The following is a 14,526-nucleotide window of genomic DNA, read 5'->3' on the forward strand; positions in this document are numbered from 1 at the left end:
TGTATACCATTAAGGTTCGATAGTTTTGCTATGATTAATGTGGTAAATTGCTTGAGCTGCTAAAATAATGAAAGTGGTTGGTTTATGACAGTAAATAACAATAGGTTAAAAAATTAAAATTGTGATTTTTAACGACGATAAACTGTTATGACAGAAAACTGCAGAAAGATTACCCTCAAAGCAGTGTGACTATTTTGCCAATTAATTCTATGAGAAGGTTAAGGATGATGATAGATAACAACGTATTACGTGAACGCATGAGCTTATTGGGTTCATTCTTAGGGGCTGCGATTTCTCGCCAGTCTGGTGAACAGACAGTACATACCATCGAAACACTGCGTAAAGGTTTTATCCAACAACGCCGCGAGCCTAATGAAGCACAGAAGCAGGAGCTTATTGACTTCATTGCCTCTTTAGATAATCAAACCTTAAAAAACGTCATACGTGGCTTTTCTATCTACTTTTTCTTAGCAAATTTAAGTGAAGAAAATTACTTACGTGAGCAACGTCATACCTTGCGTGTCCAATCTGAACAAAGCTGGGAGGGGTCGTTTCGTCGTACCCTACTTGAGTGTCGTGAACGCAATATTGAACCTGCCCAAATGCAAGAGCTGATTGATCAACTCAAATTTATTCCTGTATTTACCGCGCATCCTACTGAAGCTCGCCGCCGTACGACGATGAATATCTTGCAAAGTCTATTTACTCATAGTGATGCCTTAAATAATCTTAATGAAGACAGTTTCGCCTACGAGCAAGCGAAAGAACAAACGGCGCAAACGATTGATTTGTTATGGTCATCTGATGAAGTACGTACACGTAAGCCTTTGGTTTATGACGAGATAAATAATGGTTTACACTATTTTAACGCCAGTTTATTTAATGCCATTCCAAAGGTTTATCGTAATATTAAAAGAGCGATTATCGATATCTATCCAGAGCTAGCAGACAACCCATTACCAGCGTTTATGAGCTTTGGCTCTTGGATCGGTGGTGACAGAGATGGTAATCCCTTTGTCACTCATGAGACCACAGAGCTTGCTGTACTAATGCATGCTGATACGGTGTTGCGTCACTATCAAGTACTGCTCAAAAAACTGCGCCGCCAGCTCATTCATAGCGATACCACTGTAACAGTCTCAGCTGAGGTCTATACCAAAATCAAAAGTTACGATGAGCTCGACAGACGAGTCTTTGATTATAATCTCGATGATTATGGCAATGAGCCTTATCGTAGATTGCTTTCTTTAATCCTTACTAAAGTCAACGCTACTAATCGCCTTATTCAAAGTAAAGGTGGTGATAGTGACGCTAAGAAAGATGCCTACGCCGACCCACAAGAGCTGTTAGAAGACCTGCGTATCATTCGTCAGAGTGTGAATAGCCATGATACTGCTCATGCAGAAGGATTATTGCTCGATATGATTCGTCTGGTAAAAACCTGCGGCTTTCATTTAGCCGCGCTCGATATCCGTCAAGAGTCTTCTTATCATAGTGAAGTGATTGCCGATATTTTTGCCAGTGCCTCTAATTTGCCAGACTATCAAACCCTGAGTGAAAGCGAGCGCCAAGAGTGGCTAACCCGCTTGCTTGCAAAGCCTGGTACACCGCTCATCTATACCGATAACTTGACTGATAAAACACGTGAACAATTGGCATTGATGAACTCAGTGGCGACATTACGTAAGCTGGTAGGGCAAGAGACTTTTGGCAGTTATGTTATTTCAATGACTAATAACGCTAGTCAATTATTAGAAGTACTACTATTAATGCGGTTTGCTGGCCTGTGTAGGGTTGATGATGCAGGTCAACTGTCTGCTGACTTACCAGTTGCGCCGTTGTTTGAGACGATCGAAGACCTTAAAAATATTGACAAGATATTACCTGCTGTGTTGGATAATCCACTCTATCGAGGACTGCTCCAACACTCAGATAACACCCAAGAAATCATGCTAGGCTATTCAGATTCATCAAAAGATGGCGGCATCATTACCTCTGCATGGCAGCTTTATAGTGCGCAGCAAACCATCAACCGTATCGCTGAGGAATACGGTATCAAAACGCGCTTGTTCCATGGGCGTGGTGGGTCAGTGAGTCGTGGTGGCGGATCAACACATAACGCGATCGCAGCGCAACCAGCAGGTACACTACATGGTCAGATTAAAGTAACTGAACAAGGCGAAGTACTCTATGCCAAATACGCCAATACCGATACCGCTGTATTCGAGCTGACCATGGGTATTACGGGTACCCTGAAAGCCTGCTCTACCAGATTCGTTGTGCAGCCCGCTGAGCTGCCAGATTATGAAGCGCTCTTTGCGCGTTTGGCAGATGCGGGTGAGCAAAGTTATCGTAAACTTACCGATCACACTGAAGGGTTCTATAAATTCTATTCACAGGTGACCCCTGTGCAAGAAATCTCTTTGTTAAATATTGGCTCACGTCCAGCGCATCGTAAAAAAGGCTTGCCAAGCAAAACGACTTTACGGGCAATTCCTTGGGTATTTGGTTGGTCATTGGCGCGATTTACCTTACCTGCTTGGTATGGCGTCGGCAGTGCTCTACATAGCGTTAAAGAAGACGAAGAATTAATGAGGGAGATGAATAAGCATTGGCCATTTTTTAGCGTATTTATCAGCAATATCGAGATGGCTTTTACCAAGTCTGAGATGAATATCGCTCATGCCTATAGTCAGTTATGTGAAGATGAGGCTTTGCGTGAACAGATTATGAAAGCGGTCATCGATGAGCACGATTTGACCTATTCAGGTCTAAATTCTTTGCTTAATCAAACGTCTTTGTTATCTAATCAGCAAAACCTTGCCGCCTCACTACAGTGGCGAAACGCTTATTTAGATCCGATTAACTATATACAAATCGAGCTGTTAAAACGTGCCAGACAAAAAGACGTTACAGGCGTCGTCGATCATGATGAGCTTGACGTTGAAGATCCATTAATCCGTAGTATCAATGCCTTGGCCGCAGGTCTACGCAACACGGGTTAATGGCTAGAGCAGCATATTCGTTGATTAAACATAGTAAAGCGATACAGGAATAATCAAAAAGCCCTTCAAGCTATAATATATTAAGGCTTGAAGGGCTTTTTTATGTTTTAAAATTTTGTTCAATAAATTCGTAAGCGGTTTTTCTGAATTTTTAAGATTGTTTGAGCTAATTAGAAAACGCTTTAGCTTATATAAATGTTGCCCTCGATATTATTCTTCATATGCAGCAACCGAGGAGCGATGTCTTCTTCTAATTTAGTACGGCTAAGAACAAAACTTGGCGCGCCACAATTAAAAGTCAGTAAGCCCTCAGTAGGGTGCATCATTGCAGTGGCGACGGCATTGACGTCTTTTTGCCATTCGCTAATCGAAAAACAATATCCATAATCCTCATAATCTTTAAAGGCTTTATCCAGTCCTCGCCTAATCTTTAACCAATCATCTTTGTACTTACTACGAATGGCATCAAGGATGAATTCTTGCTCAGCAGGTGGCATACTGGCTAAGCAAGCTCGTCCCATGGAACTTAAATGAATGGGTAGGTATGAGCCTACATTGCGTCGCATGGTAGTCGTTCCAGACCCTTGCACTACATTTAGATACACCATCATCAGACGATCACGGGTTGCCATAGCAACTGCACTATTAGCATAATCCGCTAACTCCTCCATGTACGGTGTGACTAAATTGTTGATAGAGATATTCGCCATCATAGTATAACCAAACCCTAACACACCCGCAGAAAGCTGATATTTACTACTGTTGGTCGATTGCTTTAAATATCCTAATTTGACTAAGGTATAAGTAAGACGCGTAATCGTCCCTTTAGGGAGCCCCGTCAATTGACTTAGGTCTTGATTGCCGAGATAAGGACGTTGCGGAGTAAAACAACGCAGCAGCTCTAATCCTCGGGCCAAAGCCGTGACAAACTGCCTGTCGTTTTTATCTCTCATGTCACTAATCGGCTCTAATAGCTCAATATGTGTTGATTCATTAGAGTTTTCGTCAGCAAGGGTATTAGTAGTCATACAAAGTTTATTAGTCTCGATTAAGTTAATGTGAACATTATAAAGAATACACTACTTAGGGTGTTTTATAAAAAACAAAAAAAAGGTTGTATGCTAATAGTAGTTTGCACCTTTAATAAGACTGTCTTAAAGATGCAGTATTAAAAGTGCAGTGAAATTCTTAACACAGCTATTATAAGCTATTTCGCTATGCGGTATATATATTGAATAATATTACGCCTTTTGTGGGTCATACTGTTGCTCTTTGATGAACAAAGTTGGAATAAGACCACATAAGAAGTACGCGCCTGCCATAAGTAATAAACCTGCACCGATAGAGTTTTGCATGGCCATATAACCAATGGCGACAGGTGCAATAACTGAACCAAGCCGGCCGATATTGAATGCGCCGCCAATAGCAGTACCTCGAATAGCGGTAGGGAAGCTTTCGGTTAAATAGGTGGCATTGATTGCATAAGGGATACCATATAAGAAACCAAAGGTTATCATTAACCAACCGATGTTTTCTGGAGTATGCATATAGACCAATATTGGAATAAACAGTGCGGTGCCCATCGTACCGAAGGCAAATACTATTTTACGACCAATTCTATCAGCCACTAGACCTGCCACTACTTTAGCAAACATCATGGTCAAATAGGTACCCGCCATATATAGAGCCATCTCTTTAAACTTAATACCCAGTTCAGTTTCTAGATAAGAAGGTAGCCAGTTGCTTACCCCGAAATAACCAAACAGTAAAAGTCCTGAACTCATTGACCATAAAATGAACATGATGCGATGTTTTGGATTTTCAAATATTGCTTTATAAGGATTTTCAGGTTTTTGCAGCGAGTTTTTCGCGCCACTGAGTTTCAGTGCACGTGCCTCTTTCCAAGAATTTGGTTCAGGTATAAGAAAGTACATTGCTATCGATAGAATAATAGGTAAAAACGTCAACAGGTATAGTGTGCGCCAACCATAACTAGGAATAATCCAAGCAGAAACGCTAGTGATCACTAAAGACCCTAAAGTAAAACCTGTCATCAACATCGCAAGCACAGTCGTTCTATGTTTGGTAGGTACCATTTCAGACATTAAAGTATTAGTGGCAATATATAAACTACCAAGACCCAAACAAGCGGTAAACCGTAATGCTATAAACTGCTCATAGCTCTGCACAAATCCACTAAAACCAGATAGCACAGAGAAGAGCGCTGTCGCAATCACGATAACACGTACTCGTCCAAAACGATCACAGGCCCAACCGCCGAAAAATCCACCGATTGCCATGCCAAACAATGACCAACTGCCTAAAGCACCAGCTTGTACATTGGTCAACCCAAACTCTAGCTTTAGACTTGAGAGTGTAAAGGCGAGAATACCAATATCAGCTCCATCACATAATAGAACTAAAAAACAAAAGAAGAAGGCCAATTTCCAAGGTTGCTTCTGGACAGAGCTTAAGCTTGAATCTGAAGTTATAGCGGCACTTTTCACAATTTATATCCTTATTGTTGTGAGAATGAAAGACTATAGTCATGGTGACGTGACTTAGGTATCTGCGTCCTAGCAAATACCTCAATACGCTTTGAGAATGTAAATATTCTTTAGTAATCAAATAACCAGTAAGCGAATAAACGACAACTACTCGCTAACTTCTTTGATCATATTGCGGGCGATAATAATTTGCTGGATTTGAGTAGTGCCTTCATACAAACGATATAAGCGCACATCACGATAAAAACGTTCAATGCCATAATCCGCAATATAGCCCGCACCGCCATGAATTTGCACGGCTCTATCAGCAACTCGGCCGCACATTTCGGTCGCAAACATCTTGGCACATGATGATTCAGTAACGACATTTTTACCTTCATCGCGCAGACGTGAGGCATCTAGCACCATAGATTTAGCCGCATAAATCTCTGCTTTTGAATCAGCGAGCATGGCTTGAATAAGTTGAAAATTGGCTATCGGTTGACCAAACTGCTTACGCTCAACGGCATAGTGTAAGGCATCATCTAACATTCGACTTGCTGCGCCTGTACTCGCTGCAGCAATATGTAGACGTCCTTTATCTAGTACTTTCATAGCGGTTTTAAATCCTACACCTTCTACACCACCAATCAACGCATCAGCAGGCACTACGCAATTATCAAAGATAACATCACAGGTATGCGCGCCTTTTTGGCCCATTTTTTTATCAATTTTACCCAAAGTAATACCAGGGGTATCGCTCTCAACGATGAAGGCTGAAATACCACCCGATCTTTTATTTTGTGGATCAGTACGTGCCATCACAGTAAATATGCCGGCTTCAGGGGCATTGGTAATATAGCGTTTAGTACCGTTGATAACATAAGTATCGCCATCTTTAATAGCAGTGGTTCTTAATGAGGCAGCATCTGAACCTGATTCTGGTTCGGTCAAACAAAATGAGCCGATAATTTCACCACTGGCGAGCCTTGGTAGGTATTTTTGTTTTTGCTCTTCGGTACCATCAATGACTAGACCAGATGAGCCAATACCATTATTTGTCCCGATTAGTGAGCGAAACGCAGGAGATGTGCGCCCTAATTCAAATGCCAGTGTGACCTCTTCTTCCATAGTAACGCCAAGCCCGCCGTAAGCTTCGGGAATAGTAAGTCCAAACAGCCCTAACTCACGCATTTGATTAATTATATCGTCTGGAAGACGATCGTTTTCTGCTACCCAATGTTCCATTGGTATTAATTGGTTGCTAACAAATTGGCGGATAGTTTCGGTGATTTGGTTAAGAGTTTCCCTATCTCTGATCATGTGATTCTTCCTTGTTTGATTAATACTTAGATTGATAGCGGCTTCATAATTGCCTTGAACAAATAGCATAATTGATAGTTTATTAAATTACAACACTTTTGGTTTAAATAACCGCAATGCGGTATTTATTAAGAAATCATAGTTCAATAAGTTCGTTTATTTTTAAATTTAACTGAATTTCACCCTTCACAAAGGAAAATAAACAGTATATATTGGTCTTAAATATCGCTATGCGGTATTAATTATTAATATATTTTAAAGATTGCGCTATCTTATCTAACGACATTATTTAAAGGACAGCATCATGGAAGATCAAATCATTATTTGTGAAACATTAGAAAATGGCGTTAGTGTAATAAGACTGAATCGTCCCAAAGTTCGCAATGCTTTAAACACTGAACTACGCGAAAAAATGGCAGAGATTTTCATTAAATTAAACGATGACCCAAAGACCAAAGCTATTGTGTTGACTGGTGGCGATAAGGTGTTCGCGGCTGGTGCTGATATCAATGATTTCTTAACCGCAAAAACGGTTGATATCTATCTACGTAATAGCGAGCGTTATTGGGATGCCATCACCAATTGTCGCAAGCCGATTATTGCAGCGGTCAATGGCTATGCGCTTGGCGGCGGCTGTGAGCTCGCTATGCATGCCGACATCATCGTCGCTGGCAAGTCTGCTAAGTTTGGACAACCAGAAATCAAAATCGGATTAATGCCTGGAGCAGGGGGCACGCAGCGGCTATTTCGTGTGATTGGTAAACATAAAGCCATGAAGCTGATATTAACGGGCGATATGATAAGTGCAGATGCAGCTGATCAAATGGGGCTGGTCTCTGAAGTGGTCGAAGATGAGGCGACTATTAAGCGTGCTATTGAAATCGCTGAACAACTAGCAGGTTACTCGCCTATTGCTTTAACCCAAATAAAAGAAGTCGCTAATCTCGGGGTAGATATGCCATTGCAAGGCGCATTGGCTTTGGAGCGTAAAGCCTTTCAGATTTTGTTTGATACCGAAGATCAAAAAGAAGGCGCGAAAGCCTTTTTGGAAAAACGTGACGCGAATTATAAAGGTCAGTAGCTTGTCAAAGCATAGACTTTTCAAAGCATAGAGAGAAAAAGCAACTATAGTTTGAAAACGAGACTATTCAACAAAAGCATATAAATTAACAAGACCATATAAAGGATTATTATGACTGTTAACTCATTGGCCATTATTGGCACCGGTATTATGGGCATGGGTATTGCCCAAATCGCTGCTCAAGCGGGCATTCAAGTGCTGTTATTTGATGCCAAAGCAGGAGCTGCTGAGCAGGGTCGTCAATCCCTTCAAGTGACACTCGAAAAACTATCGGCTAAAGGCAAATTTACCGATGAGCAGCTACAGTCTACTTTATCGAATCTAACCGTGATTGAAGATATAGCCAAAATTGCCAATGTAGATGTCGTTGTTGAAGCCATTATTGAGAATTTAGAAATAAAACAACAGCTTTTTAAACAGTTAGAAAGCATCGTGACAGCCGAGACAATTTTAGCAACTAACACTTCATCGCTAGCGGTGACCGCGATTGCCTCCGATTGTGAGTACCCAGAGCGCGTGGCAGGATTTCATTTTTTTAATCCCGTGCCATTAATGAAAATCGTTGAAGTGATTCCGAGTATCTCTACTAAATCTTCAGTGGTTGAGACGCTTACGGATTTAGCCAAACGCATGGGGCATTTAGGGGTCGTTGCAAAAGATACCCCAGGGTTTATTGTCAATCATGGTGGCAGAGCTTATGGCACAGAAGCCTTAAAAATACTAGGCGAGGGGATCGCTAGTTTTGAGGATATCGATCGTATTTTACGGGAAGGGGCTGGCTTTCGGATGGGACCATTTGAGCTGCTTGATCTCACTGGCATCGATGTGTCGCATCCAGTTATGGAATCGATTTATAACCAATATTACTTTGAGCCTCGCTATCGCCCCCATCCTTTAACCCGTCAAATGCTAACGGGTAAAAAGCTTGGTCGTAAAGTGGGTGAAGGATTTTATCACTATAAAGACGGTCAAAAATTGACAGCGAATACGTCGCAACAGTCATCGCTTGAGACATCAGTGTCCAAAGTAGGGTCTGATATATCAAACGTAACGGTTTGGATTGGCGCAGATTTAGCAGAAGATAAACAACAGCTGGTTGATTATCTAAACGCTAACAGCATCACTATCGATGATAACGATAAGCCAAACCCTGACAGCTTAGCATTGCTGGCAATCTACGGCGAGGATACCACCAATGCGGCTATTCGCTATCAGGTTAACCCTAAACAAGCGGTTGCCATCGATATGCTAACCGATTTATCCAAGCATCGTACTTTGATGCCAAGTATCGTCACGCAAGATAACTTTGTCACGCAAGCTTATGCTCTATTTGGTAGAAATAATAAGTTTGTTACAAGCTCGGATGAGGACTCAAATGTTGCTGTCGATGCCACGCTAATTACCGAAAGCACAGGCTTTGTGGCGCAGCGAGTCGTTGCTATGGTGATTAACTTAGGTTGTGATATTGCGATGCAAGGTATTGCCACACCAAAGGATATCGACAATGCCGTCAAGCTTGGATTGGGCTATCCGTATGGTCCTATCTCATGGGGGGACGAGCTTGGTGCCGAGCGTATCTTACTTATCTTAGAGCGTATTTATGGGTTAACGGGCGATCCGCGTTACCGTCCAAGCCCATGGTTACAGCGCCGTGCCAAGTTAGGTATCTCATTATTTACTCAACAGAGTAATTGTCAACGCTAGATTGCTGATGCTAAGAGCTAGATCAATTTAATAAACTCTATATTTCAATAATGCAAATTCTCAAACACAACAAGGAACAGTTATGTTAGACGCCTATATTTATGATGGATTAAGAAGCCCTTTTGGTCGCCATGGTGGAGCATTAGCAACCGTGCGTCCTGATGACTTAATCGCCACAGTGATGAAGACTCTGGTCGAAAAGCACCAATTACCTAACGATATCTTTGATGAAGTACTGATCGGTAACACCAATCAGGCCGGTGAGGACTCACGCAACATCGCTCGTAATGCTGCATTGCTAGCAGGACTAGATGTCAAAACGCCCGGACAAACCGTCAACCGTCTATGTGCCTCAGGGCTGTCTACCGTCATCGATGCTGCTCGTAGTATCACTTGTAACGAGGGTGACATATTTTTAGCAGGTGGGGTTGAGTCAATGACCCGTGCACCATTTGTCTTTGCTAAGACCGAGCAGCCTTTTAGTCGTGAATTTAAAGTATTTGATACGACTATTGGCAGCCGGTTTCCCAATCCTCTTTTGACTAAAGAATTTGGTAGCGATAGCATGCCGCAGACGGGCGATAATGTCGCTCGCAAATACGGTATCACTCGTGAAGAGGCGGATAAATTCGCAGCAGCCTCGCAAGCTAAATATCAAACCGCCAAACAAGCCGGGTTCTTTGATGAGGAAATAACGCCAATTATGGTATCGCAAGGTAAGAAGTTACCCGAAAAAGCGATAACAGAAGATGAGCATCCTCGCGCCAGCTCTACTGTTGAAGCGTTACAAAAACTGAAACCTTTAAATAACGATGGTGTCGTCACAGCAGGTAATGCGTCAGGTATCAACGATGGCGCAGCTGCGCTTATTATTGGCTCAAAGCAAGCAGAGGAAAAGTTAGGCTTTAAGCCTATTGCCAAAATCCTTTCATCTGGTGCCATGGGTGTTGAGCCCAGTATTATGGGCGTAGGCCCTGTTGAAGCGATTAAACTGGCATTGAAACGTGCCAATTTGACTCTTGATGATATGTCCATCATTGAGATTAATGAAGCATTTGCCTCGCAAGTTCTGGGTTGCCTTAAGGGTTTGGATATAGATTTTGATGACAAGCGCGTCAACCCCAATGGCGGGGCGATTGCCGTCGGGCATCCGCTGGGTGCATCAGGCGCAAGACTTGCGTTGAGTACAGCGCGCGAGCTACAGCGCACGGGCGAAAAATACGCGGTAGTTAGTTTGTGCATTGGTATCGGGCAAGGGCTTGCCATGGTGATTGAACGAGTCTAACTCTATTAATACTCTCGCCATAATATTTTATTATCAAGGACGACAATAATGACTACCATACTCAACCAACATGAAGATTACCAACAAGCCGAAGAAGCGTACGGTTTTCCTTTGATTATCAAACAGCTGCTAAACCGTGCAAAAGTTGCCTCTACTCAGCAAACCATTAGTTATGCCGATAAGGTCACTTATACGTATGCTGAATTTTTTAAGCGGGTTAATCGCTTGGCAAACGTACTTAAAAATATGGAGTTGCAAGCGGGCGATGTAGTTGCGGTCATGGATTGGGATAGTCATCGTTACCTTGAAGCGTATTTTGCCGTGCCGATGTCTGGCATGATTTTGCAAACCGTCAATGTACGCTTGGCTGAAGATAAAGTGCTGTATACCATCAATCATGCTAAGCCTAAAGCCTTATTATTAAATTCTGAATTTGAACCAATGGCGAAAAATTACCGTCATGAAGCCCCTTCTATTGAGAAAATTATCTGGCTTGATGATGCTGGTTTCGAAGGTACTGGTTTTGATAATGCTGAGTATAGTGAAGATAATATAAAAGCTAAGCAAGTTAGCATGCCAGATTATGTCGAAGGTGAATATGAAGCCATGCTAGCTGCGGCCAGTGATGAGTTTGATTTTCCAGATTTCGATGAAAATACCATCGCCACCACATTTTATACCAGTGGCACGACGGGAGACCCAAAAGGCGTCTTTTTTACCCATCGACAGATCGTATTACAGACGCTATCGAGTACCCTTGCATCTGCACTCAGTGCCGAAGGTCAAGGTGCTCGCTACAATGATGTCTACATGCCGATGACGCCATTATTCCATGTGCATGCATGGTGTTGGCCGTATGGGGCAACCATGATAGGGCTAAAACAAGTGTATCCAGGCCGATATGTATCCGAAGTATTGGTTGATTTAATTGAACGCCATAAAGTCACGCTGTCACATGGTGTCCCAACCATTTTACAAATGTTAATTAAAGAGATGGCCACCCGAGGTCGCAAGTTTAACGGCCTTAAGTTATCAGTAGGGGGTTCCAAATTAAACGAAGGCCTGGCTGAAGCCGCTCTTGAAAGTGGAATAGAGTTTATCTCGGGGTTTGGGATGTCAGAGTCATGTCCTGTACTCGCCAGAATGGCATTCGGTGATCAGACAAATGCGATGACAACGACAGAAGAGATCAATTATCGTTGTCTTTCTGGCTCACCAATTATGCTGGTATCGATGGAGATTTGGGATGCAAACGGCAAAGCTTTACCAATGGATGGTGAGTCGACAGGGGAGCTGGTTGTGCGAGCGCCTTGGCTGACCCAAAGCTATTTTAAGAATTTAGATGCTGGCAAGGAGTTATGGCGCGGTGGTTGGATGCATACCCAAGACATTGCCTGTATTGCCCCTGATGGCACGCTAAAGATTACCGATAGACTCAAAGACGTCATCAAGTCAGGTGGCGAATGGGTATCCTCACTTGAAGTCGAAAATATTTTATCCTTTCATCCGAGCGTTGCTGAAGTGGCCGTCATTGGAGTAGCGGATGAAAAATGGGGCGAGCGTCCTTTAGCATTGGTAGTCTTGAAACCTGAGCATGTCGATATCAAAGCGGACGCTATTTTAGCGTTAGGTCATCAAGCGGTTGAAAAAGGCTATTTACCAAAGTATGGCGTGCCAAGTGAGATAAAGTTCTTAATAGAAATGCCAAAAACCAGTGTGGGTAAGCTCGATAAGAAAAAGATGCGCATGATGTACGCAGAAAAATTAATTTAATCCAAAAAATTCTATTGATGATTGCAAAAAACAATTATTTGAGCTTACTGATGATTTTAACGTTTATTAATAATACCTGTGTTAATTGGCATTACTAGAGGAGAAAACTATGAAGGCTTTAGCTATATTACCGGAAATGCAAGAGACACTTAATAAAGACAAACACCATCCCATGCATGGTTTTGCGGTTATCTATTCTCAACAAGTAGAATGGGGCGATATGGATGCTTTTGGTCATGTCAATAATGTGGTCTATTACACTTATGCCCAAAACGCTCGTATTTACTATAACAGTCAATTAAATCTATTCAATGAAAAGACTTTTTCAGTCATGGCAGCGTCATCCTGTCAATATTTCAAACCAGTGACTTATCCCGATACCTTATGGATTGGGGTTCGAGTTAAGAAAATTGGTAATGCCAGCGTGATTCATGAATATACCTATTATAGTACGGCTATGAATACTATCGTCGCTAGCGGTGAATCAGTACTGGTATATCTTGATAAAGCCAGTGGACAAAAGAAAAATATCGATGAGTCAAAAAAAGCCGCGATTACTGCTTTTGAAAGTTTTAACTAAATTAGGAGGCAAGTTTCTTTATATAAGGAGATGGTGCTGGTATTTATAAGATTAAAAAATACGGTAGCAATAGAAATTCAAAGGGATTTAAATGGATTTTAAATTAACACAAGGAATGTATAGATCATGCTTTATATAAAAAAGTTGTCTTTTGGTTTGGCGGTTCTGGGGGCATGTGTACAGGCACAAGCAATAGATCTTGTCACCAATGGAGATACTACTTTAAGTATCGGTGGGTATGTTAAAGCGGAGGGTATCTTTTATTCTCCAGATGAAGGGGAGTCTGAGTTCAAAGGAAGTGGACGACAATCTCGGATTAATCTTAAAACCACGAAGAACGTAAATGATAAAAAATTAACGGGTTTTATTGAAGGGGATTTTTATGGCAATGCCGCGAATGGCGGTTCAGACTTGCGGCTTCGTCATGCTTATGCTCAAGTCGATGATTTGACCGTAGGTAAGACATGGAATGGTCAGTTCTTAGCGGTCTACCCACTTTTGACTGATCAGCTTGACTTTCGGGGCACGGGTTTGGGCACCATCTCTGGTGGTGGCGCTTATATTCGTCCAGATTTGACTGTGCATTACGTTCATAAAGGGCTTCGTTTTACGGCTCAAGAACCTGTTGATGAGGAAGCTAACTTGCCTGATATGGTTGTTAGCTATAAGGATAATATATCTGATCTTAGCTATAACTTGGCTGTTACTGCTCGTGAGGCTAAAAATGGAGAAGATTCGGATATAGGCGTCGGTGTCTCTTTGGCTGGTAAACTAAATCTGGGTAATGCTTCGCTACATGCGAGCGTATACAATGGTAAAGGTATGGGTGCCTATTCCACAGTATGTGTTGGAAGAGTCCTTGGTGCGACTAGCGATTTAGATTGTGATGCCGAAGACGGTAAGCTTGTGTCGCAAACTGGCTTCACTGTAGGGTATAGGCATAAGTTTACAGAGAAACTGATGAGTAACATGCGTTATGGTGAGATTAACGTAGATGATGAGGTAGATACCTCTGTGAACGTAAAAAGCATCAACCTTGTCTATGAGTATTTACCAGATCTAGATGTTGGTATTGAGTGGAGAGATCGAAGCGATAAGACCACTTTAGAAGTAAGAAAAGGTCAGCAAGTTGAAATAATGGCTAAATATAACTTCTAAGCTGAATAGTTAAGTTTAGAATTGACAGTATAATTTATGAAGCTATTCTAGATAGGTAAAATAATCTAGGATAGCTCTTAACTGATTCTATTTGGTTGGTAAGTTGTGAAAGTAAATTAAAGGCTTTTATT

10 protein-coding genes are annotated in these 14,526 nt (G+C 41.9%); 7 read left to right on the forward strand and 3 right to left on the reverse strand.

The annotated features are described in order from the left end of the window. Positions 1 to 224: 224 nt before the first annotated feature. Positions 225 to 3,005: a phosphoenolpyruvate carboxylase gene (gene ppc, locus AAEY87_RS05830; protein WP_350656325.1), complete on the forward strand. Its 2,781-nt coding sequence runs from the start codon at positions 225 to 227 to the stop codon at positions 3,003 to 3,005. A 182-nt stretch (positions 3,006 to 3,187) separates the two neighbouring features. Here ppc and AAEY87_RS05835 read toward each other — a convergent pair whose 3' ends face one another. From AAEY87_RS05835 to AAEY87_RS05845, 3 genes are all read right to left on the reverse strand, one after another. Then, positions 3,188 to 4,033, reverse strand: a complete 846-nt coding sequence (locus AAEY87_RS05835) for an IclR family transcriptional regulator (RefSeq protein ID WP_068327630.1) — start codon at positions 4,031 to 4,033, stop codon at positions 3,188 to 3,190. Between the two features lie 213 nt (positions 4,034 to 4,246). Further along, a complete protein-coding gene (locus AAEY87_RS05840; protein ID WP_068035728.1) occupies positions 4,247 to 5,512 on the reverse strand; it encodes an MFS transporter in 1,266 nt (421 codons plus the stop codon). Between the two features lie 147 nt (positions 5,513 to 5,659). Beyond that, a complete protein-coding gene (locus AAEY87_RS05845) occupies positions 5,660 to 6,814 on the reverse strand; it encodes an acyl-CoA dehydrogenase family protein (RefSeq protein WP_068035729.1) in 1,155 nt (384 codons plus the stop codon). Positions 6,815 to 7,118: 304 nt separating this feature from the next. Between AAEY87_RS05845 and AAEY87_RS05850 the strand changes: the two genes are divergently transcribed. The 6 genes from AAEY87_RS05850 (at position 7,119) to AAEY87_RS05875 (ending at position 14,395) form a co-directional block, all read left to right on the forward strand. Beyond that, positions 7,119 to 7,895 (forward strand): enoyl-CoA hydratase, encoded by a 777-nt coding sequence (locus tag AAEY87_RS05850; protein WP_350656327.1) that lies wholly within the window; start codon positions 7,119 to 7,121, stop codon positions 7,893 to 7,895. Positions 7,896 to 8,000: 105 nt separating this feature from the next. Next, the gene (locus tag AAEY87_RS05855; RefSeq protein WP_350656451.1) at positions 8,001 to 9,599 is read left to right on the forward strand and encodes a 3-hydroxyacyl-CoA dehydrogenase; all 1,599 of its coding nucleotides are present in this window, start codon (positions 8,001 to 8,003) and stop codon (positions 9,597 to 9,599) included. A gap of 82 nt (positions 9,600 to 9,681) precedes the next feature. Then, complete coding sequence (locus tag AAEY87_RS05860; RefSeq protein WP_350656328.1) at positions 9,682 to 10,884, forward strand: 3-oxoadipyl-CoA thiolase; 1,203 nt, start codon at positions 9,682 to 9,684, stop codon at positions 10,882 to 10,884. A 48-nt stretch (positions 10,885 to 10,932) separates the two neighbouring features. Next, complete coding sequence (locus AAEY87_RS05865; RefSeq protein ID WP_350656329.1) at positions 10,933 to 12,657, forward strand: fatty acid--CoA ligase; 1,725 nt, start codon at positions 10,933 to 10,935, stop codon at positions 12,655 to 12,657. Between the two features lie 109 nt (positions 12,658 to 12,766). After that, positions 12,767 to 13,237: an acyl-CoA thioesterase gene (locus AAEY87_RS05870; RefSeq protein ID WP_350656330.1), complete on the forward strand. Its 471-nt coding sequence runs from the start codon at positions 12,767 to 12,769 to the stop codon at positions 13,235 to 13,237. A 126-nt stretch (positions 13,238 to 13,363) separates the two neighbouring features. Continuing rightward, entirely contained in the window at positions 13,364 to 14,395 is a 1,032-nt protein-coding gene (locus AAEY87_RS05875) for a DcaP family trimeric outer membrane transporter (protein WP_350656331.1), read from the forward strand. Positions 14,396 to 14,526: the final 131 nt, after the last annotated feature.

The organism is Psychrobacter sp. S1-30-MNA-CIBAN-0213 (genome assembly GCF_040309845.1).
In the GTDB taxonomy this organism is placed as follows: domain Bacteria; phylum Pseudomonadota; class Gammaproteobacteria; order Pseudomonadales; family Moraxellaceae; genus Psychrobacter.